Genomic DNA, 19,987 nt, shown 5'->3' on the forward strand with positions numbered 1-19,987 from the left:
TAAATCCGGTGTCTTTATGAAAGCCGGTTGATGATCCAGTGAGGCGGTAACTCTTCATTTCGTCAGCGTCCTCTCCTTACCGACCATTCGCTCCGCCGCTAACATGACTGCGCGTCGATATTTACAGACCAGAAAATACGAAGTCCTGCTTGCGGCACTAGTTCAGCATTTGTTTATCGGCATTTTTCTTTCCGATTTAGCTGTTTATACCCGCATCATCTGGCCCATCAATATGTTGGTGCTTGGCATCGCCAGTGTTGGCATTTTCAGCGAAAAAGGGCGATGGAAAAACCGGGTTAGAGATATGCTATTTTTATTTGTTTTACTACTACCCATTGGCTTACCCTTCTTTGGATACCTACCCCATTATTTTTTAGCCTTGAATGGTCTTTACGTCGCCTTTTTTGTTTTTATTTTTCTAGAAGTCATCAACTTTCTACTCAAGCCAAGTTACATCAATACGGACATTATATCGGCAGCAGCCTGTGGCTTTTTTCTATTAATTGAGATATCTATTTTTCTGCTACAATTCTTCCAATACATAAATCCAGATTCGTTCAAAGGAATTGACCGTAGTAGCCCGGCCAATACATTTATCGACTTAGTTTATTTTTCCTGCATAACCATAACCAGCATCGGGTTTGGCGACATTACCCCCAACACGTACCAAACTAAATTGATCACTTCACTTTTTGGTGTAATCGGACAGTTTTACACGGTCGTTCTGGTTGGCATTTTAATCAGTAAATTCACGTCAAACGCAACAAAATAGCGAGCTATGCATGCAGGAAAATCATACCGATTTTCGGAGTTCTTATGCTGGACACGCCGCACCATCTATTGGTTGTTAGGGATTGGTATACTGCCGACCGTATTATATCAGGTAGCGGGGTTCAAATGGCTGGCTATCCCGTGGACGGTGGTTGCACTGCTGGGAACAGCCACGGCTTTTATCGTTGGTTTTAAAAATACCCAAACCTATAACCGTACTTGGGAAGCCCGGCAGATATGGGGCGCCATCCTGAACAGCAGTCGGTTTTGGGGGACCATGTGCCGCGATTTTATATCTGATACCAGCGCGTCCAAAGAGCTGATTTACCGTCACTTCGCCTGGCTTACGGCCCTCCGTTATCAGATGCGGGACAGTCGGGTCTGGGAAACCAGCAGCAAAATCTACAATGCTGAATACCAACAATTCTATAGCATTCCGGAAAAGGAAACGCCGCTCCAAGCCGAACTGGCCAAATACCTGCCACCCGACGAGTTAGCGTATATCCTGACAACCAAAAACCGGGCAGCGCAGCTTATGAGTTTGCAAAGCAAGACCACGAAACAGCTGTTTGACAACAATCAATTAGACAGCTATCAATTCGTGGAAATGCAGCGAATGATCAAGGATTTTTTTGATCAGCAAGGCCGTAGCGAGCGTATAAAAAACTTTCCGTATCCGCGCCAGTTCGCCACAATTAACGCGTTGTTCATCAAGCTTTTCTGCATTCTATTACCGTTTGGCATGTTGAACGAATTCGACAAACTGAACAATGGCATGACGGGTATCATGCAGGGCCATATGGTCTGGCTCGTGATTCCGTTCAGCGTGCTCATTTCGTGGGTATACACCTCGCTGGAGCAGGTAGGTGAAAGCACCGAAAACCCGTTTGAAGGCAGTGCCAACGACGTACCTATCTCGCAGCTAAGCCGTACCATCGAAATTGATTTGCGCGAGATGCTTGGCGAAACCGATTTACCCCCCGCCCTGCAACCTAAACACGACATCATTCTCTAACACAATTCTGAATTAACGTCATGCTAAAAAAAGAAAAACTGGCTATCATTCGAACGTGGTACCCTAATGCGACAACGACCATCGACAGCGTAAATAAACTGATCGACTTTGTGGAGGAAACGCTCGGACTCGAGCCTACTCAAATTATGCTTGCCGACAGCATTTGTAGCGACGATGTTAACAGCATTCAATATCCGGCCAGAGCCATGGAATTTTTGGGACCCTTCAAAATGGGCGGGTTGGATGGCTTCCCCTTTACCGGCCTGACCGGCATGGGCGCTTTTGCCAGCCATGTACCCGACAGTGGCGCTGTCTTTATCTACTACGGCCCGCATATCGGTATCACCAAGACGGGTGTCATCGGCGAAATTCATCGGCTGGGGCAACACAAAAATAGCGGTTGCTGCGGGGCTGCCAAAGGTGCGCTGGCCAAGCTGCTGGCTAACCAGATTGTGGAAGGTAACATCACCGAGCTTGATTACCAGATGAATACCATCGAACAGATTCTGTGGAAACAGAAAGACCGGATTGTGCAGGCCGAAACACCACTTTTTGAAGCTACCGAAGTTATCTACGAGGCCATCGACAAACGTATCAACGAATTGGTTGCCCAGACCAACTATACTTGTAAATACGTCATTCTGATGGGCGCCGTGTTGATCAATAGCGACAGCGACATGGGCTCTTATACGTCGACCAAACGCTTTGATGTCATCGACCTGGCTACCAACGAACGCCAGAATTTACTGGCACACGTTAACTAACCGGCAATAAAACCAGAGTCAGCAGATACCCTGTCAGGATCACATCGTTGTAATCAGCAGCGGGTCGGCACAAACCAATTTCAACCTATGCCTAGCCGCCGATAAAGAAGCGAGTAAACGACTTGAATGGCGCTTTGACCGTTATCTGGCCCCCTTTCAGCTCAATCAGTTCGACAGCACACGTACCCGGCGTATCCACAGCTGGCCAAACAACTGACGCTGTGCACTATAGATCTACAGCTTCTGTACATGGGAACCGACCTGCTCGGAAACCTATGCTCGGCACCTCGACGTCGACACCGCCGAAGGCGAAAACGTCTGGAAGCAGTTTTGACGTCGAGTCAACAGGCAACGCTGATACAGGACCGTTTATACCAGTTACGAACCTTAATCTTAGGTTAACAGCCAGTACAAAGCAACCCGCTAGTTTTGCGGTCGTTAATCGCGCCCAATTCCCCGCGACACCGACCGATGGGCCATCCTATCTTACGCCTCACGACGGCTAACATTATCAGACTCTGGTTTGGGGCCGATACGCCCATTCGCCGCTATAAAATCCGGATGAATCCGCGCCTGTGGACCGTCTGCAACCAGGTGGCCGCTGAGTTTACGCCCCCCTCCGGCGCGCCTTCGCCCGATCGGTATCGGAAAGCCGATCGCGTCCGGTTTGCGCAGGTCGTACAGCAGCGGGTCGAGACCAACGTACCCGACGCTTCGCCAGCCTAAATACCCCTTCCTTTCCGCCGACAGGTACGTTATGTCATTCCGATTTCTGCTCTTCGTTATCGTCTTGCTGAGCCGTCAGGTCCATGCTCAGCGACCAGCCGATTACAGCGCCCAACTCGCCGCCGGTTATGAGCTGGGTCCGATTCCGGGTCTGCAAACGCTCGATAAAGCGCTGCACTTTGCCGTGATTGGTGATTGGGGTCGACAGGGCGAGTTTCATCAGCGCGATGTAGCGCTGCAAATGGCCAAAGCCATGGCCGGGCTGGGTGGTAGCTTCATCATCTCGACGGGCGACAATTTCTATCCCAGCGGTGTGATGAGCACGCAGGACCCGCTCTGGCAGGGCAGTTTCGAGCAGATTTACCACTACGCCTGGCTCCAGCGCGACTGGTACGCCATTCTGGGAAACCACGATTATGCCGGTAACGTCGATGCGCAGATCGCCTATTCGAAAATCAGCCGCCGCTGGCACATGCCTGCCCGCTATTATTCGCTCAAAAAGAAGCTGTCGGGCAACGGTTGCATTCAGTTTGTCTTTCTGGATACCAACGGCCTGGAACCCGACTACTACACCAACGACGAGTTGGCCCCGGCCCTTAGTCAGCAGGACACAACGGCGCAACTACGCTGGCTGCACGAAACCCTGAGCGACCCCGACTCCACCATCCGGTGGCGCATCGTGGTGGGGCATCATCCGGTTTATACCGCCGGGAAGCGAACCGCCATCACCGGGCCCGTTCGCCGCAGCCTGGAACCGATCCTGAACCAGTATAAAGTCGACCTGTACCTCTGCGGACACGACCACGACTTGCAGTACAACAAACCCGCCGGGCCAACGCATCACTTCCTGTCGGGGGCGGGTTCTGAGTTGAGCAACGTTCCGCATAAAACGCCTGAGAACGTCTTTTACCGGGGTGTCAATGGGTTCATGACGTTTTCCGTGCAACCCACCCAATTGCTGGTGCAGATTATCGACAGCAAAGGAGCCATTCTCTTTTCACGCCTCATTCCCAAATCATGATTCGCTTTCTGCTGATGCAGCGGGCCGGGTTGATCGCTCTCGTCGGGCTGATTGTGCATTCGTTTTGCCTCGCTCAGCCCGTGGGGGTCTACACCACCCCGCAAGCCCATTCGCACAACGATTACGAGCAGACGATTCCCTTCTGGACGGCCTACTACGCCCATTTTGGGTCTATCGAAGCCGACGTGCACGCCTACCGGGGTCAGCTCTACGTCGCCCACGATGCGTCGGCCATCGACAGCAGCCGCACGCTCGATCAGTTGTACATTCAGCCCATTCTCCAGAAAGTCCGGGAGCATAAAGGCCGTATCTACGAAGGCGGTGAACCCCTGCAACTGCTGGTCGACCTGAAAACCCCGGCGGCTCAGACGCTGCCCCTGCTCGTAAACAAGCTGGCGGCCTACCCGGCGGTGTTTGGCCCCAACGGCCCCGTGCGGGTGGTGGTCAGCGGCAACGTACCTGAACCGGATCAGTTTAGTCAATACCCCGACTGGCTGCTCTTTGATGGACGTCCGGGCGTCGATTACACCCAGGAGCAACTTCGGCACATTGGCCTCATCAGCCAGTCGTTTCTGGCCTTTAGCCGCTGGAACGGGAAGGGGCTCGTCGTTAAACAGGAAGCCGTAAAACTGCGGGCATTCGTGGCGCAGGGGCATCAGTTGGGCAAAAAGGTTCGGCTTTGGGCCACCCCCGACAACATCAATACCTGGAAAGCACTGATCAATCTGGGCGTCGATTACATCAACACCGATCAGATCGGCCCGCTGGCGGCATTCCTGACGTCGCGACCAACGGCCGAATACGCCCAGCCGACCGTTCAACCCCTCTACCAGCCAACGTACCGCAACAACGATGCGCGCAGCCGGGTCCGTAACGTGATTCTGCTGATTGGCGATGGCATGGGACTCGCCCAGATTTATGCGGGCCTCACCGCCAACCGGGGTAACCTGAACCTGAGCCGGATGCTCAACATCGGCTTTTCGAAAACCAGCGCGGCCGATACCTACATCACCGATTCGGCCGCGGGTGCAACGGCCATGGCGACGGGCCAGAAAACCAACAACCGCGCCATTGGCGTCGATACGCTGAACCGACCCTTGCGGGCCATACCGGCGCTGGTGCGGCAGTGGGGCATGAAAAGCGGGCTGATCTCGATGGGCAGCGTTACCGACGCCACCCCGGCGGCCTTTTACGCCCACCAGCCCGACCGCGCCTTCGAGCGGGAAATCGCTGCCGACTTTCCGGCCAACACCACCGATATTCTCATTGGGGGCGGCCTGCGCCATTTTCAGGAGCAGCACCTGCTCGATTCGCTGCAACGGCGGGGGTATGGCATCGGCACCCAATACAGCCAGCTGGCGCAGTTAAAAGCGCCGTTTGTGCTACTCGACGACAAGGCGGTGGTTTCGGTAGAAGCCGGGCGGCCCCACGTACTGACGAGCAGCCTGCAAAAAACACTGACCGAATTAAGCCCTAACCCGGCCGGTTTTTTCATTATGGCTGAAGGCGCGCAGATCGACTACGGCGGTCATGCCAACAAACTAGGCTACATCGTGCGCGAAATGCTCGATTTTGACGACGCGATCGGGGCGGCGATGCGCTTCGCCGATGCCGATGGTCAGACGCTGGTAGTCGTGACGGCCGACCACGAAACCGGCGGTCTGACCCTGCTGGATGGCAACCTACAAAAGGGGTATATCGATGGACAGTTCAGCACCAACGACCATACCGGCGTGATGGTGCCTGTTTTTGCCTACGGCCCCCACTCGCTGGATTTCAGAGGTGTCTACGAAAACACCGACATCTTCGCCCGGATCATGACGATCCTGAAGCAATACAAAACGAAACCCGCCAGGAAATAGGGCGATTTCCCCGTAGCGGGCGGTTTAAACCGTCCGCTATCGGAAAGGCCCGTATCGATCTACGGCCTCGGCACCTACCGAATCAGCGCCCCTTTGGGTACGTGGTTGCCCAGTTCGACCAGTTGTTTCTGGCCGGGTACGTCGGTATTGGTCAGGCGAACGCCTTTCGTTCGGTCGCCCGAGAGTTTGAGCAGCCGCTCGGCGGTCTTTGGGTACGTTATGCCATCGAGCGTAATCTCCTGACTATTCTGTACGTGCATCACAGTCGGTTCGGTCGTCAGCAGCGCCACGAATAAGCCCAGAGCCAGGCAGAGAAGTAACGATTTCATGCGTAAGAATGAGACGTACCAATTCCACTGAACATCAGCGGGTAACAAGTTGGCTTGTTTCTACCTGAGCTACGTACCTGCCCAGCCTAAGCTACTTCCGGCCCCGTTAACTCCTAGATAGGCAGGCAACAGCATTTTTCTCTTAAAAACAGGGCGCTCGCTAATTCTCCCCGTTTGTAACGAACAACCTGCCAACCTGCCGATCTGCTGGCTGTCCCGGCGGCGACCTTGCTCCAATCAACGCTTTTCGTTACCGCCAGCCTAAGCCCAACTAGTAGAAACGGCCACAATTGGGCTTAGGCAATGGTTCGGCATGTGTACTGAGCCGTCTGGTACTGGTTACCTCCCTACGCGGGTGAACCGGGGCTGCCCTTTACTAATCTGTCGTTCCGCCTTTCTCCTGAACTAGTATGAACACCACTCCTTCTGGCCAATACCGGTGGACCATCGTTGCGCTGCTGTTTTTCGCCACAACCATCAACTACCTCGACCGGCAAGTCATTGGCCTGTTAAAGCCGACGCTCGAAAAAGAATTCAGTTGGACCGAAACCGACTTTAGCCGCATTGTGCAGGCGTTTACGCTCTCCTATGCGCTGGGGCTGCTGGTTTTTGGGCGTATCATCGACAAAATCGGCACCAAACTCGGCTATACCATTTCGGTTGTGGTCTGGAGTGTGGCCGCGATGGCGCACGCGCTTGCGGGCGGGCTGTTGGGTTTTGCCGTAGCCCGGTCGGTACTGGGTCTGGGCGAATCGGGCAACTTTCCGGCGGCCATCCGGGCCGTCACCGAATGGTTCCCCAAGAAGGAGCGGGCCTTTGCCACGGGTATTTTCAACTCGGGGGCCAACATCGGGGCCGTGGTTACGCCCGTGATGGTGCCCTGGATTCTGGGGGCATATGGCTGGGAAGAAGCCTTCATTGCCACGGGGGCGATTGGCTTCATCTGGCTCTTTTTCTGGCTACGTTATTACGAAGCGCCTTCCCGGCACCCCCGCCTGACACCCGAAGAAAGCGCTTACATCCACAGCGATGCCGACGAAGCCGCCGTAGCCGGGCAGCCAGCCATTGGCTGGGGAAAGCTCTTTGGCATCCGGCAAACGTGGGCATTTGTGGTGGGTAAATTCATGACCGACCCCATCTGGTGGTTCTTCCTGTTCTGGCTCCCCAGCTACTTCTCAACGACCTTCAAACTCGACCTGAAAAAACCCAGCCTGCCGCTCGTGGTCATCTACACGGCCACAACCATCGGCTCTATCGGCGGGGGATATCTGTCGGGCTATTTCATCAACCGGGGCTGGTCGCCGGTGCGGGCGCGGCGTACGGCCATGTTCCTGTTTGCGCTGGCGGTGCTGCCCATCGTACTGGCGCAGTTTGCTACCGGCATGTGGCAGGTCGTGGGGCTTATTAGCCTTGCCGCCGCCGCCCATCAGGCCTGGAGTGCCAACATCTACACCACCGCGTCGGATTATTTTCCGAAGCAGGCCATCAGTTCGGTCATCGGTATTGGCGGTATGGCGGGGTCGATTGGTGGTTTCCTGTTTCCGTTCCTGATCGGTTACCTGCTCGATACCTACAAAGCAGCGGGCAACCTCAACGGCGGCTATAACCTCCTTTTCACGCTCTGCGGCTGCGCCTACCTGATCGCCTGGGGCCTGATGTACTGGCTCACGCGCTCGGGGAAACCCGTCGTCTTGCCCAATCAACACCCCACGACCGTTGCCTGATTCGGGTTTCAACCATGACACAGTTTAGTAAACGCCATGCCTGCTCGCCCGCCGAGGTGCGCGGCCTGACGACCGAAGCCCTTCGGCAGCAATTCCTGATCGAGACACTCTTCGCGCCCGACGCCTGCTACTGGACGCTCTCGTTCTTCGACCGGTATCTGACCGGTGGCGCCATGCCCACCCATCAGCCGTTGCCGCTGAACAACCCGCCCGAACTCAGAGCCAACTATTTCCTCGAACGGCGTGAGCTGGGTATCATCAACGTGGGGGGCGCCGGGCAGGTGGTGGCCGACGGGGTAACGTACCCAATGGCCTACAAGGAAGCGCTCTATCTGGGCCGGGGCACGCAGTCGGTCGTTTTCCAGTCCGACGATGCCGCCACCCCCGCCAAGTTCTACCTGAACTCCACGCCCGCCCATGCCACGTACCCAAACCGGCTCGTCACCCGCGCCGATGCGGAGGTCGTCGAGCTGGGCAGCCCGGCCACGGCCAACCACCGGACCATCAACAAACTGCTGGTCAACAGCGTATTGCCGACCTGCCAGTTGCAGATGGGCATGACCGAACTGAAATCGGGCAGCGTCTGGAACACCATGCCCGCCCACACCCACGACCGGCGCATGGAGGTCTACTATTATTTCGAGATACCCGAGGGGCAGGCCGTCTGCCATTTCATGGGCGAACCGCAGGAGACGCGCCCCATCTGGATGCAGAACGAGCAGGCTGTGATTTCGCCCTACTGGTCGATTCACGCGGGAGCCGGCACGTCGAACTACACCTTCATCTGGGGTATGGCGGGCGAAAACCTCGACTACGGCGACATGGATTTCTGCGCCATCACGGAGCTACGATAATTGAATGAATAATGCGGTCCGCCGCCGCGGTACAATGAACAATGGAATGGCGTAAGCTTACTTGAGCGTCGGTGATGCGCCTCCAGACTCCATTATGCATTGTTCATCGTGCATTGTACCGCGGCGGCGGACCGCATTATTCATTTCCACCCCTTCCTATGCAACAAGCGTTTTCCTTGACGGGTAAAGTGGCGCTGGTAACCGGATGCCGCCGCGGTATTGGTAAAGCCATGGCCGAAGGGCTGGCCGAAGCCGGTGCCGACATCATTGGCGTTTCGGCGTCGCTCGAACTGTCGGGCTCCGACGTCGAGCAGGCCATAACGGCGCTGGGCCGCCGATTCTACGCCTATCAGGCCGATTTTGGCAACCGCGATGCCCTGCGGGCGTTCATCGAGCAGGTACGTGCCAACCACCCGGCAATCGATATTCTGGTCAACAACGCCGGTACGATTTTGCGGCAGCCCGCCGCCGAGCATTCCGATGCCTACTGGGATGAGGTCATCGCCATCAACCAGACTGCGCCGTTCATTCTGACGCGCGAACTGGGCCGCGACATGATCGCACGGGGTTCGGGGAAAGTCATTTTTACCGCCTCTCTGCTGACCTTTCAGGGGGGTATCAACGTACCTGGCTACGCCGCCAGCAAAGGCGCAGTTGGCAGTCTGGTGAAAGCCTTTGCCAATGAATGGGCTGGTCAGGGTGTCAACGTGAATGCCATTGCGCCGGGCTACATTTCGACCGATAATACCGAAGCACTCCGTAACGACCCAACCCGCAGCGCCGCCATTCTGGGGCGAATCCCGGCCGGACGCTGGGGCGAGCCCGACGATTTCAAAGGGCCAACTGTCTTTCTGGCGTCCGACGCCGCCCGCTACGTTCACGGCACCATCCTGACCGTCGATGGCGGGTGGATGGGCCGGTAACGCAACGAATTTCTGTTCAGCGAGTTACCTACCGTCTTTTTCAAAACCTACCTGTATGCGGCTCTTTTTCGCTCTGCTCCTGCTCTCGACCGCTCTCCACGCGCAGCCATTGCCTTATTCGCAGCGTATGGCCGATTCGTTCATGCGCTGGCACCCCGATTCCATTGTGGTGGGCAACCAGAAAACGACCCGTTGGGATTACGAGCAAGGGCTGATGCTGCTGGCGCTGCAACGGGTCTGGGAACGCACCGCCGACGCCCGTTACGTCAACTACATCGTTCACGACCTCGATCTGTTTGTAGGGCCCAAAGGACAGATCAAAACCTACCGCCCCGACGACTACAACCTCGACAACATGACGCCCGGCCGGGTGCTGCTTATGCTAGCCCGGCAGAGTATACCGGGGCGCGAAAAATACCAGTTGGCCGCTCAGACGCTCCGTCAGCAACTAGCCGTGCAGCCACGTACCCAGTCGGGTGGTTTCTGGCATAAACAGCGTTACCCCAACCAGATGTGGCTTGACGGTCTGTATATGGCCGAGCCTTTTTATGCCGAATACAGTCAGGTTTACGGCGAAACGGCCAATTTTGATGACATCGGTAAGCAGTTTGCCCTCATCGAGCAACACCTTACCGACCCCAAAACGGGCCTGCTCTACCACGGTTACGACGAAAGTCGGCAACAAAAGTGGGCCAACCCGCAAACGGGGCAGTCGCCCAACGTGTGGGGCCGGGCGATGGGCTGGTACGCGATGGCGCTCGTCGACGTGCTCGACTACGTACCCACCAGCCACCCGCAGCACGCCAAACTGGTGAGCTACCTGCAACGGCTGGCTCCCGTGCTCACGAAGCACCAGGATGCAAAATCGGGCGTCTGGCACCAGATTATCGACCAGGGCACCCGCGCGGGCAACTACCTCGAAGCCTCAGCCTCGTGCATGTTCGTGTATGCGCTGGCCAAAGCCGCCCGGTTGGGATACATCGCGCCCACCTTCGCCCAAAATGCCCGCACCGGGTTCGCAGGTATCCTGAAGACCTTCGTTACCACCGAACCGGACGGCACCCTAAGCCTCAACGGGACGGTGAGCGTCGGGGGGCTGGGCGGAAGTCCTTACCGCGACGGCAGCTACGACTACTACCTCAGCGAACCCCTTCGTAAAAACGACCTGAAAGGCGTTGGCCCTTTCATTCTGGCCAGCCTGGAGGTGGAACTGATGCCCGGTCTGCGCATGGGCAGTGGCAAAACCGTTGGGGTCGACACGTATTTCAATCACGAATCGCGGGCCAACGTGCTGGCGACCAACCGCCCGTCAACCAACACCACCCTGCCCGAGCGCGAGCCATATCATTACACCTGGGAGGATCGCATGCACTCGGGCTTCTGGTGGTGGGGCAATCTGTTCCGAAGCCGGGGTGCCAAAACGGTGTCGGTAGGCGCGCCAACCGCCCAAAGCCTGAACGGCGTTGATGTGTACATAATCGTCGACCCCGATACGCCCAAAGAATCGCCGCAACCCAACTACATCGGCCCCGCCGATCGCAGGGCCATTGCCGAGTGGGTAAAAGCGGGCGGGGTGCTGGTGCTGATGGCCAACGATACGGCCAACTGCGAGATTCCACATTTCAATGAACTGGCGGGTCAATTCGGTATCCGGTTCACCAACAAAAGCCGCAACATGGTGCAGGGGACCAAATTTGAGCAGGGCGCGATCAACATTCCGACGGGAAATCCCGTCTTCCCCACTACCCGCGTAACGTACCTGAAAGAGCTGGCTACGCTGGCCGTGCAGCCCCCCGCCCGCGCCCTCGTGTCTGCCGAGTCGGACGTAATCATGGCGGTGGCTACGTATGGCAAAGGCACCGTTTTTGCCGTTGGTGACCCCTGGATCTACAACGAGTATGTCGACGGACGGCGCGTAGCGGCTCCCTTCCAGAATGGCCTGGCGGCGCAGGAACTGACCGACTGGCTGCTCGCTCAGGTACGTCGCCCAATAGTCTCATCACGTACCCCAAAACCCTGATTGTCTATGCGTCTCTTTTTTCTGACCGTTGCCCTGATTGGGCTGTCTATCTCCGCCTCCGTGGCGCAACGTACCCAGGCCGGTGTGGCCAAAGCCGTCGAGCAGCTTCGACTGGCCCTCATCGATCCCACCGAAGCCCGCCTCTCGGCGCTGGTCGCCGATTCGCTCAGCTATGGCCATTCGAGTGGTAAAGTCGAAGACAAAGCCGAATTTATGCGAGCACTGCTCAGCAACGACTCTGATTTCAAGTCCATCACCATAACTGACCAGACCATCACGGTGGTCGATCAGGTAGCGATGGTGCGGCATATCTTGCAGGCCGAAACCGTCAACAAAGGCACGCCCGGTACCGCCAACCTATCGGTGTTACTCGTTTGGGTTTATCAGCGCGGCACTTGGAAGCTTCTCGCCCGCCAAGCCGTAAAACGAGCTTAGCATCATCAGGTATTCATCCCGTTCACACCCAGCGCGTTGACTAACCGACCTTCGGTTACCTTGTTGGCCCAGTTGATTTCGGTAGCGGGGCACCCATTACTGACTCTGCCCGTTGGTGCGTCGGCCCTCTTGGTGTGCCACGGCCCAATCGACTGGGCCATTGGCCTGTTGGCATTGCTGGTTGGCGGCCTTTTTATTCCCCTGGCGATCGTCATGTATCGCAATCAGGCCAAGGGTATCTACACCAACTTCGACGTATCGGATCAGGCGCAGCGGCAACGGTGGTATTGGCTGGCCCTGGGCTTGTTGACGGGTGTTTCGCTGCTCGTTTTTATGACGAATCAGCCCTATCCGGTGCGGATCAGCCTCGTTTGTGCTACGCTTTTATTAGGTACATCTCTTCTGCTTAACCCCCTCATCAAAAGCTCCTTACATGTCTCGCTAAATACGTACCTGGCCTGCCTGCTCTACTTATTCGATTCACAGGCGGGCTGGATACTGCTGGCTTTTGTCCCGCTGATTGGCTGGTCAAGGTTTCAGTTGGACCGCCACACGCTCGCCGAATTAATGGTGGGCGGCGTACTCGGGTTAAGTGCTGGCGGTCTGCTCCTTTTTCTCGCCCAATAGCACATCAATCGCGTTGATGACCTGCTGTTTGCGGGCGGCATACTCGCTGCCCGACACGACTACGTACCGGATACCGCGCCGGGTCAGCGCCTGTTCAAATAGGTGGTACATTTCCTCGCGGCGATGGCCCAGATCACGCAGACCGTCGGCTACCCAGGGTACGTCGGTGTTCAGCAGAAAATAGGCGTCGAACTGCTCCTTCGCCGCCAGTTCAGTCAGGATGGGCGGATGCGCTACGCCATACACATCGGCGTAGAGTTGGGTGGTGATCAGGTCGGTATCGCAGATCAGTACGCGGTTGGCCAGCGGTAACGCGCGCGCCACGGCTTCCGTTTGGGCAACGGCAATACGGGCGTAATCGCTGCTACTCAACTCCACGTTGGTCAAATCGCCCGATAGAATCAGGTCGCGGGCGACTTCAGGTACGTATACCGTGTGGTAGTGGTCGGCCAGTTGCTGGGCCAACGTAGTCTTACCAACGCTTTCGGGGCCGTAGAGGCAAATTTTTAGCGGGTCGGGCATGGGGGATTGCGCCAGCCTGAGGCCCCATCGGGGCGCTCAGCAGCGTCGAAATATCGTCGTTATCTACCAAACGTACCTCACCGGGCTGCATACCCGCCGCCGTCAGGTGGCCGATGGACCAGCGCACCAGCCGCAAGGTCGGGAACCCAACGGCAGCCGTCATCCGACGTACCTGCCGGTTTTTCCCCTCGGTCAGCGTCAGGGCAATCCAGGAAGTCGGTATGTTGGCCCGGAATCGGATGGGCGGGTTGCGGGGCGGCAGATCGGGTTCGTCGGTGAGCCGTTGGGCAATGGCCGGGCGGGTACGGTGCGCTTTGCCATCCACGCTGATCGTCACGCCCTCGGCCAGCCGACGCAGTGCCTCATCGGTGATGGCCCCGTCGACCTGCACGTAGTAGGTACGTTGGTGGGCAAACCGCGGATCGAGCAGGCGGTGGTTGATGGTTTTGTCGCTCGTCAGCAGCAACAGCCCCTCACTATCCGAATCGAGCCGCCCTACCGGATACACGTCTTTCGCGAACTCAAACGGCAGATCCGCCAGCGTCTGCTTATCCCCCTCCGGCGAAAACTGCGACAGCATCAGGTAGGGTTTATAGATGAGGTATGTCACTAAAGAAGAATTTATCCACCACAGAGCCACAAAGCCCATGGAGTGATTTACGGATCAATGAGTCACAGAGTCGCCGTATTTATTTCCTCGGTGTTCGCGGCATCTCCGTGGTGAACCTTATTAGCTCGCTAATTTTATCCAAACCGGGCCGTGGTCGGAGTGGACGGCTTCGGGGTGGTGGCCGGCAGCCTGAAGGCGGTCGGCGATAGACTCGGCAACGGAGATGTAATCGATGCGCCAGCCTTTGTTGTTGGCCCGCGCCCCGGCCCGGTAGCTCCACCAGCTATATTCCACAGCGTCGGGGTTTTTCGTCCGGAAGGCATCGACAAACCCACTGGCAAACCACCGATCCATCCAGGCGCGTTCTTCGGGCAAAAATCCCGTTGTGTTTTTGTTGCGAACGGGGTCGTGAATGTCGCGTTCGGTATGGGCAATATTGTAGTCGCCCACCACAATCAGGTTGGGTCGCGACTGCCGCAGCTCCTGCACGTAGTCGAAAAATTCGGCCAGAAACTGCATCTTCACCCCCTGCCGGGTTTCGCCCGACGTACCCGATGGGAAGTAGCAGTTCAGCACCGTAATGTCGTCGAAATCGGTACGCAGGATGCGGCCTTCGCAGTCGTAATGCGCTAAGCCACAGCCCAGCACGGCATAATCGGCCGGGCGCCTGGAGAACGTGGCCACGCCCGAATACCCTTTCTTTTCGGCCGCATGCCAGTGGTACGTATACCCCAGCGCCTCAAACGGGGCCAGGTCGACCACGTCGTGCGTAGCCTTTACCTCCTGAAAGCAGAGGACATCGGTCGGGTGCTGTTGCAGCCAGTCGATCAGGCCATTTTTGATGGCTGCCCGGATGCCATTGACGTTGTAGGTAAGCAAGCGCATAGATGGGCAAAGATACGCGCAATCGAATTTTACAGGGCGAAAGGCCGTTTGGGATATACAGTTTGTCGGATGGTAGTCTCCATTACGACAAACGCAATGCTGTCCCTGTTAATCGTACGTTCATGCGCCTTTGCGTCATTGCTGCCACACTCTTTCTCGCCTCCTGTGCCGCCCCGAAAACCTTCGTGGCCGAGCTAAAACCTAACTCCCTCAAAGCCAACAACCTGGAAGAGACCCTCAGCCGCCGCGACGAGGTTATGCTGGCCTATTCGCTGGTGAGCTACGATGCCAAAAACAAGGCTGTGGGGGTCGTTAATGGCGGCTGGGGCGTACAGTCGCTGAAAAAAGGACAGTTGGCCGATCTCTCGACGGCTCAGACGATTCAACTGACGATGCCGCAAAACGGACGCATTGTGGCCTCGCTGGTGCTGCTGGAAGTCGACGATTACAATCAGGCGTCCATCCTGGTAGGCAAAATTCAGCGGGTCAACAACATCGTTAGCGTACCGGCGGGCGTTTTATTATCGGGTATTGAAGCACTGACGCCCCTGAAATACGTGTCGGCAGGGTTGGCGGCTGCCGGGTTCGGACTTCAGTTCGCCAATCAGCTCGACGACGACGATGTCTTGGGGCAAAGCAGCGTCGAGCTGACCGATGCCCAGTTGAAGCAGTCGAGTAAGCGATCGATGCGCGTACCGGTCCGGTTTACGGGCACCCACCTGCGCGATTCGTTCGATTACGAACTGACCTACGATGTGTTGTTAAAAAACGTCAAAATCAAGCCATCTGGGCAAGATTGACTATCTTTGTAAGTTAGTTTTCAGTTGATGCGTTCTGGTTTTTTGGTTAGTTTATCGACCACAAAACGGATGGATTCGCCAGGCAACTGAAAACGCTAAAAACTGGAAATTGAGCATTTTCCCTTTGCGTAACTCACTCGTTCATTCTGCCCGGCTGACCGGCCCCGCCCTTCTGTTGTTGCTGGCGGCGGCCTGTAAGACATCGGCACCCGTCGCGACTACGGCCCCACCACCAGCACCCGCCAAACCGGCCGTGCTGACGCTCGGTGGCACGAAAGCCTTTTCGAGCGACGAGTTTTTCGATTCGTTCACAAAAAATCAGCTCTCGGCCGATTCGTCGCAGCGCACCGATATTCGCGGCTATCTCGATCTGTACACAAACCTCAAACTGAAGGTGCTGGCCGCCGAAAAGCAGGGCCGCGACACCACGGAGGCGTTCCGGGAAGAGATGGCGACCTACCGGAAACAGCTGGCCCAGTCGTACCTAACCGACAAAGCGCTGGTCGATCAGCTTACGGCTGAAGCTTACCAGCGGATGCAGCAGGAAGTCAACGCTTCACACATCCTGATTGGCGTGGCGGAAGACGCCGAACCAGCCGACACACTCGCGGCCTACCAGCAAGCCCTCTCCGTGCGGGATCGCCTTCAGAAAGGGGAATCGTTCGAGGCATTGGCCCGGCAGGTGTCCAAAGACCCGTCGGTGGGTCAGAACAGTGGCAACCTGGGCTATTTCACGGCCTTCCAGACGCTATACCCGCTCGAAACGGCAGCCTATACCCAGTCGCCAGGTACGTTGTCGGCGCCCATACGTACCCGGTTTGGTTACCACATTCTACGGGTCAACGATCGCCGCCCCTCGCGGGGAAAAGTGCAGGTAGCCCACGTTCTGGTGCGGCTCTCCCCCACCGCCGAGCCGCAAGGTGCCGCTGCCGCCAAAGCCCGCATCGACGAAGCCTACGCCAAATTACAGGCAGGCGAATCGTTTGAAACGATTGTGCGTGCCTACTCCGACGACATGCAAAGCAAAGGGGCGGGCGGTAAGCTACCGGCCTTTGCCACCGGACAGAACGTACCTGCGTTTGAAGAGGCCGCTTTTGCGCTTACCACGCCCGGCAGCTACAGTTCGCCGTTCAAAACCAATTACGGCTGGCATATCGTGCAGCTCATTGGCCGCAAACCGATGGAGTCGTTCACCGAGTTGGCCCCCGCCATCCGGCAGAAGGTCGTCACCGATTCCCGCGCCGATGTGCTCCGGCAAGCCACACTGGCGCGCCTAAGCCGCGACTACAAGGTGGTCGAAAACGAGGCGGTCAGGGAGGCGGCGCTGGCTAAAGGCGATTCGAGCCTGTTTATGGGCAAATGGCGGGCGGGCAAATTCCTCGATGACGCGCTAACCACCCAACCCCTGCTGACTATCGATAATCAGGCGATTCCAGCCCGGAAATTTTTCGATTACGTAGAACAGAAACAATCGGCCCGGATGGAACCCAGCGGTACGCCACGGGGCCTGATGCGCCGGTTCTACAACCGCTTCAAAGGCGATCAGTTGTTGGCTGCCGAAGAAGCCAATCTGGATCGAAAATATCCCGAATTCCGAGCCCTGCTTAACGAGGTTCGCGATGGCGTGCTGCTCTCGCAGGTCATGGAAGAACAGGTTTGGGAACGGTCGATGGCCGATTCGCTGGGGCAGAAAGACTTTTACGAGAAAAATCGGGCCAAGTATCAATACCCGGAGCGGGCCGTCGCTACCATCATCGACGCCGCCGACGACAAACTGCTGACCGAGGCCAAAGCCCGGCTGGCTACCAGCCCCTATACCCTGAAGCGGTCAGCCCCCGGCCTCCAATTCAACCCCAATCAAACGACGCTGTCAGCGGAAGGCGACGAAGTATTGTATGAGGTGATGGTAACGATGGTCAAAAACCCGGCGTATGTCGTGGAAGTAACGGCCTCGCGCGAAGCCTCCGAAAGCGATACAGCCTCTACGGCTCGCCTGCGGACGGTGGTCAACTACCTCACGAAAAACGGGGTTCAGCTGGCCCGGATCACCGAAAAAGATGTGCAGGCTTTCCGGCCCAATGCCAACGGTGCAGCCGCCAGGCGGGTCACGTTTACGTATGGCAGCACATCGAAGCAGGATGTGGCGCGGGTGTTGAGCAGTCAGCAGCCCAACGCCGTTGTGATCACCGAAGGCATTTTCGCCAAGGGTCAGAACAAACTGGTCGATGAGCTGCCCTGGCAGAAAGGCACCAGCACCTTCACGGCCAATAACCGGGTGGTGCAGGTAATCATTAGCCGGATTGACGCCCCCCGCCCGCGCACCTTTGCCGAAGCCCGGGGCGCTGTTATTAATGATTATCAGGCGTACCTGGAGCAGCAATTCATTGCCAGTCTGCGCCAGAAATACCCCGTTCAGGTGAACGAGGACGAGTTAAAGAGACTAGTAAAGTAAGTTCAACGTCCAACGTTTCAAGTCTAAAGTTGGCTGGCGCACGATCACTGACCAACGTAGGGCTCGGGACCTTGCCCATTGAACCTTGACCAGACATCCATGAACAAGAGTCAAACCATTTCCCTGAGCTTGCTGGGCGTTACCTTAACGCTGGCTCAGGCTTTTAGCACAGCTTTCAGCACAGGCGGTTTTGCGTCGCGGAAAGCCGTATTGCCGCAGCCGCTCCGGTCGGCGGTAGCCGCGCGCGACACCATCGAAGACCCCAACGCGGTCGTCCTGAATAAGATCATCGCGAAGGTCGACAACTACTATGTGTTGCAGTCTGACCTGGAAGAGTCGTACAACTCGTATGCCGCGCAGGGGCAGCAGGCCCCTCAGAAGTGCCAGCTGCTCGAAAGCCTCGTCATCAACAAAATGATGCTGGCCAAAGCCGAAATCGACTCCGTGGTGGTCGACGACAAGCTGGTGGATAGCCAGCTCGACAGCCGGATGTCGTACATGATTCAGCAGTATGGCTCGGAGAAAAACATTGTCGAGCAGTTTGGCAAGAGCCTGGAGATGCTCAAGAGCGAGGTACGTACCCAGGTGAAAGACCAGATGCTGACCCGCAAGATGCAGGAGACGATCACGGCCAAAACCAAGGTGACGCCCCGCGACGTACTGAAATTCTTCAACAGCATCCCGAAAGACAGCCTGCCCTACATGCCTGCCGAGGTAGAAGTCGGGCAGATCGTGCGGTATGCCAAAGTGAGCAAGGCCCAGAAAGACCAGCTCATTCAGCGGCTGCGTTCGTTGCGCGACAGCGTTACGCGTGGGGCCGACTTTGCTGCGTTGGCGAAGGCCAATTCGGAAGATGTTGGCTCGGCGCAGAACGGCGGCGACCTCGGTTATGCCAAGCGCGGCATGATGGTGGCACCGTTTGAAGGCGCTGCTCTGAAACTCAAGCCGGGCGAAATGTCAGACGTGGTCGAGTCGGACTTCGGCTATCACCTGATTCAGTTGATCGAAACGCGCGGGGCCGAGTACCACGCCCGCCACATTCTGCTGCGCCCTGAATACGCCCGCCTCGACGTAAATGAGCCGACCCGCTTTCTGGATAGCCTGAAGCATCAGATCGAGATCGACAGCGTCAAATTCGACAAGGCGGCCAAAGATTTTTCGGAAGACAAGGCGACTGCCGACGCGGGTGGCATTATTCGTGATCAGCAATCGGGAGGCTCGCGGCTTTCGATGGACGGCTCAATGGACTACGCTATGTTTACGATTCTCGACACCATGACGGTCGGCAAAATCACGCCGGTACTCCCCTACCGTTCCGATGACGGCAAAACGGGCGTGCGGATTTTGTACTACAAAACCAAAATCCAGCCCCACACGGCCGACTACAAAATCGACTTCGAGAAACTACAGAACATCGTTTTGCAGAACAAGAAGAACAAAGCCATCGATGAGTGGTTTCGTAAATCAGTCAGTGACGTCTATATTACCGTTGACCCGCAATACACAGGCTGCCGCATCTTCGGCACAACGCAGACGAGCGGCGCCCAGGCGAGTAATAATTAATGAATAATGTACGGATGTACATTGTACAATGGGAGTGCTCAGGTGACGTACCTGGCCGTTACGAGGTAGCCGCCCATTGTGCAT

The 19,987-nt window shown here is 56.7% G+C and carries 19 protein-coding genes; 15 read left to right on the plus strand and 4 right to left on the minus strand.

The features are described from left to right. Positions 1–103 precede the first annotated feature (103 nt). The 6 genes from ACAW74_RS17940 (at position 104) to ACAW74_RS17965 (ending at position 6,159) form a co-directional block, all read left to right on the plus strand. Positions 104–772 carry a potassium channel family protein gene (locus ACAW74_RS17940; protein ID WP_370699594.1) on the plus strand — a complete coding sequence of 223 codons (669 nt, stop codon included), beginning with the start codon at positions 104–106 and terminating at the stop codon, positions 770–772. 6 nt (positions 773–778) lie between these two features. Continuing rightward, on the plus strand, positions 779–1,786 hold the full coding sequence (locus tag ACAW74_RS17945) for a bestrophin family protein (protein WP_370699595.1): 1,008 nt from the start codon (positions 779–781) through the stop codon (positions 1,784–1,786). Between the two features lie 20 nt (positions 1,787–1,806). After that, on the plus strand, positions 1,807–2,550 hold the full coding sequence (locus tag ACAW74_RS17950) for an LCIB family protein (protein WP_370699596.1): 744 nt from the start codon (positions 1,807–1,809) through the stop codon (positions 2,548–2,550). A gap of 471 nt (positions 2,551–3,021) precedes the next feature. Then, positions 3,022–3,276 (plus strand): hypothetical protein, encoded by a 255-nt coding sequence (locus tag ACAW74_RS17955; RefSeq protein WP_370699597.1) that lies wholly within the window; start codon positions 3,022–3,024, stop codon positions 3,274–3,276. A gap of 31 nt (positions 3,277–3,307) precedes the next feature. Next, positions 3,308–4,297 carry a purple acid phosphatase family protein gene (locus tag ACAW74_RS17960; protein ID WP_370699598.1) on the plus strand — a complete coding sequence of 330 codons (990 nt, stop codon included), beginning with the start codon at positions 3,308–3,310 and terminating at the stop codon, positions 4,295–4,297. After that, positions 4,294–6,159 (plus strand): alkaline phosphatase, encoded by a 1,866-nt coding sequence (locus ACAW74_RS17965; protein WP_370699599.1) that lies wholly within the window; start codon positions 4,294–4,296, stop codon positions 6,157–6,159. The genes ACAW74_RS17960 and ACAW74_RS17965 overlap by 4 nt, the downstream gene beginning before the upstream one ends. 74 nt (positions 6,160–6,233) lie before the next feature. Here the strand turns inward: ACAW74_RS17965 and ACAW74_RS17970 are convergent, their stop codons facing one another. Beyond that, a complete protein-coding gene (locus tag ACAW74_RS17970) occupies positions 6,234–6,488 on the minus strand; it encodes a hypothetical protein (RefSeq protein ID WP_370699600.1) in 255 nt (84 codons plus the stop codon). Between the two features lie 410 nt (positions 6,489–6,898). Here ACAW74_RS17970 and ACAW74_RS17975 point away from each other — a divergent pair, with 410 nt between their 5' ends. The 6 genes from ACAW74_RS17975 to ACAW74_RS18000 all read left to right on the plus strand — a co-directional run bounded on the left by ACAW74_RS17975 (position 6,899) and on the right by ACAW74_RS18000 (position 13,071). Continuing rightward, entirely contained in the window at positions 6,899–8,212 is a 1,314-nt protein-coding gene (locus tag ACAW74_RS17975; protein ID WP_370699601.1) for an MFS transporter, read from the plus strand. A 14-nt stretch (positions 8,213–8,226) separates the two neighbouring features. Beyond that, a complete protein-coding gene (kduI, locus tag ACAW74_RS17980; protein ID WP_370699602.1) occupies positions 8,227–9,066 on the plus strand; it encodes a 5-dehydro-4-deoxy-D-glucuronate isomerase in 840 nt (279 codons plus the stop codon). Positions 9,067–9,224: 158 nt separating this feature from the next. After that, complete coding sequence (locus tag ACAW74_RS17985; protein ID WP_370699603.1) at positions 9,225–9,989, plus strand: SDR family oxidoreductase; 765 nt, start codon at positions 9,225–9,227, stop codon at positions 9,987–9,989. 55 nt (positions 9,990–10,044) lie between these two features. Next, positions 10,045–12,009 (plus strand): DUF4350 domain-containing protein, encoded by a 1,965-nt coding sequence (locus ACAW74_RS17990; RefSeq protein ID WP_370699604.1) that lies wholly within the window; start codon positions 10,045–10,047, stop codon positions 12,007–12,009. A 6-nt stretch (positions 12,010–12,015) separates the two neighbouring features. After that, positions 12,016–12,444 carry a nuclear transport factor 2 family protein gene (locus ACAW74_RS17995; RefSeq protein ID WP_370699605.1) on the plus strand — a complete coding sequence of 143 codons (429 nt, stop codon included), beginning with the start codon at positions 12,016–12,018 and terminating at the stop codon, positions 12,442–12,444. 36 nt (positions 12,445–12,480) lie between these two features. Beyond that, entirely contained in the window at positions 12,481–13,071 is a 591-nt protein-coding gene (locus ACAW74_RS18000; protein WP_370699606.1) for a hypothetical protein, read from the plus strand. On the opposite strand, the gene ACAW74_RS18005 is transcribed toward ACAW74_RS18000, so the two are convergent. The 3 genes from ACAW74_RS18005 to ACAW74_RS18015 all read right to left on the minus strand — a co-directional run bounded on the left by ACAW74_RS18005 (position 13,033) and on the right by ACAW74_RS18015 (position 15,088). Further along, entirely contained in the window at positions 13,033–13,593 is a 561-nt protein-coding gene (locus ACAW74_RS18005) for an AAA family ATPase (protein ID WP_370699607.1), read from the minus strand. The genes ACAW74_RS18000 and ACAW74_RS18005 overlap by 39 nt on opposite strands. After that, entirely contained in the window at positions 13,544–14,203 is a 660-nt protein-coding gene (locus ACAW74_RS18010) for a pseudouridine synthase (protein WP_370699608.1), read from the minus strand. Before ACAW74_RS18010 ends, ACAW74_RS18005 begins: the two co-directional genes overlap by 50 nt. Positions 14,204–14,323: 120 nt before the next feature. After that, positions 14,324–15,088 carry an exodeoxyribonuclease III gene (locus ACAW74_RS18015; protein WP_370699609.1) on the minus strand — a complete coding sequence of 255 codons (765 nt, stop codon included), beginning with the start codon at positions 15,086–15,088 and terminating at the stop codon, positions 14,324–14,326. A gap of 122 nt (positions 15,089–15,210) precedes the next feature. Between ACAW74_RS18015 and ACAW74_RS18020 the strand changes: the two genes are divergently transcribed. The 3 genes from ACAW74_RS18020 (at position 15,211) to ACAW74_RS18030 (ending at position 19,903) form a co-directional block, all read left to right on the plus strand. After that, positions 15,211–15,888: a hypothetical protein gene (locus tag ACAW74_RS18020; protein ID WP_370699610.1), complete on the plus strand. Its 678-nt coding sequence runs from the start codon at positions 15,211–15,213 to the stop codon at positions 15,886–15,888. A 124-nt stretch (positions 15,889–16,012) separates the two neighbouring features. Next, positions 16,013–18,340: a peptidylprolyl isomerase gene (locus ACAW74_RS18025; RefSeq protein WP_370699611.1), complete on the plus strand. Its 2,328-nt coding sequence runs from the start codon at positions 16,013–16,015 to the stop codon at positions 18,338–18,340. Positions 18,341–18,439: 99 nt separating this feature from the next. After that, positions 18,440–19,903 carry a peptidylprolyl isomerase gene (locus ACAW74_RS18030; RefSeq protein WP_370699612.1) on the plus strand — a complete coding sequence of 488 codons (1,464 nt, stop codon included), beginning with the start codon at positions 18,440–18,442 and terminating at the stop codon, positions 19,901–19,903. Positions 19,904–19,987 lie beyond the last annotated feature (84 nt).

The sequence above is a fragment of the Fibrella musci genome (assembly GCF_041321105.1).
In the GTDB taxonomy this organism is placed as follows: Bacteria; Bacteroidota; Bacteroidia; order Cytophagales; family Spirosomataceae; genus Fibrella; species Fibrella musci.

Excerpts from the sequence above, each read along its gene's own strand:
- ACAW74_RS18020 (WP_370699610.1), top strand. The coding sequence starts at position 15,211 with ATGCGCCTTTGCGTCATTGCTGCCACACTCTTTCTCGCCTCCTGTGCC.
- ACAW74_RS17940 (WP_370699594.1), top strand. The coding sequence starts at position 104 with ATGACTGCGCGTCGATATTTACAGACCAGAAAATACGAAGTCCTGCTT.
- ACAW74_RS17945 (WP_370699595.1), top strand. The coding sequence starts at position 779 with ATGCATGCAGGAAAATCATACCGATTTTCGGAGTTCTTATGCTGGACA.
- ACAW74_RS18030 (WP_370699612.1), top strand. The coding sequence starts at position 18,440 with ATGAACAAGAGTCAAACCATTTCCCTGAGCTTGCTGGGCGTTACCTTA.
- ACAW74_RS17990 (WP_370699604.1), top strand. The coding sequence starts at position 10,045 with ATGCGGCTCTTTTTCGCTCTGCTCCTGCTCTCGACCGCTCTCCACGCG.
- ACAW74_RS17985 (WP_370699603.1), top strand. The coding sequence starts at position 9,225 with ATGCAACAAGCGTTTTCCTTGACGGGTAAAGTGGCGCTGGTAACCGGA.
- ACAW74_RS17955 (WP_370699597.1), top strand. The coding sequence starts at position 3,022 with ATGGGCCATCCTATCTTACGCCTCACGACGGCTAACATTATCAGACTC.
- ACAW74_RS17970 (WP_370699600.1), bottom strand. The coding sequence starts at position 6,488 with ATGAAATCGTTACTTCTCTGCCTGGCTCTGGGCTTATTCGTGGCGCTG.
- kduI (WP_370699602.1), top strand. The coding sequence starts at position 8,227 with ATGACACAGTTTAGTAAACGCCATGCCTGCTCGCCCGCCGAGGTGCGC.
- ACAW74_RS17995 (WP_370699605.1), top strand. The coding sequence starts at position 12,016 with ATGCGTCTCTTTTTTCTGACCGTTGCCCTGATTGGGCTGTCTATCTCC.
- ACAW74_RS17960 (WP_370699598.1), top strand. The coding sequence starts at position 3,308 with ATGTCATTCCGATTTCTGCTCTTCGTTATCGTCTTGCTGAGCCGTCAG.
- ACAW74_RS17950 (WP_370699596.1), top strand. The coding sequence starts at position 1,807 with ATGCTAAAAAAAGAAAAACTGGCTATCATTCGAACGTGGTACCCTAAT.
- ACAW74_RS18005 (WP_370699607.1), bottom strand. The coding sequence starts at position 13,593 with ATGCCCGACCCGCTAAAAATTTGCCTCTACGGCCCCGAAAGCGTTGGT.
- ACAW74_RS17965 (WP_370699599.1), top strand. The coding sequence starts at position 4,294 with ATGATTCGCTTTCTGCTGATGCAGCGGGCCGGGTTGATCGCTCTCGTC.
- ACAW74_RS18015 (WP_370699609.1), bottom strand. The coding sequence starts at position 15,088 with ATGCGCTTGCTTACCTACAACGTCAATGGCATCCGGGCAGCCATCAAA.
- ACAW74_RS17975 (WP_370699601.1), top strand. The coding sequence starts at position 6,899 with ATGAACACCACTCCTTCTGGCCAATACCGGTGGACCATCGTTGCGCTG.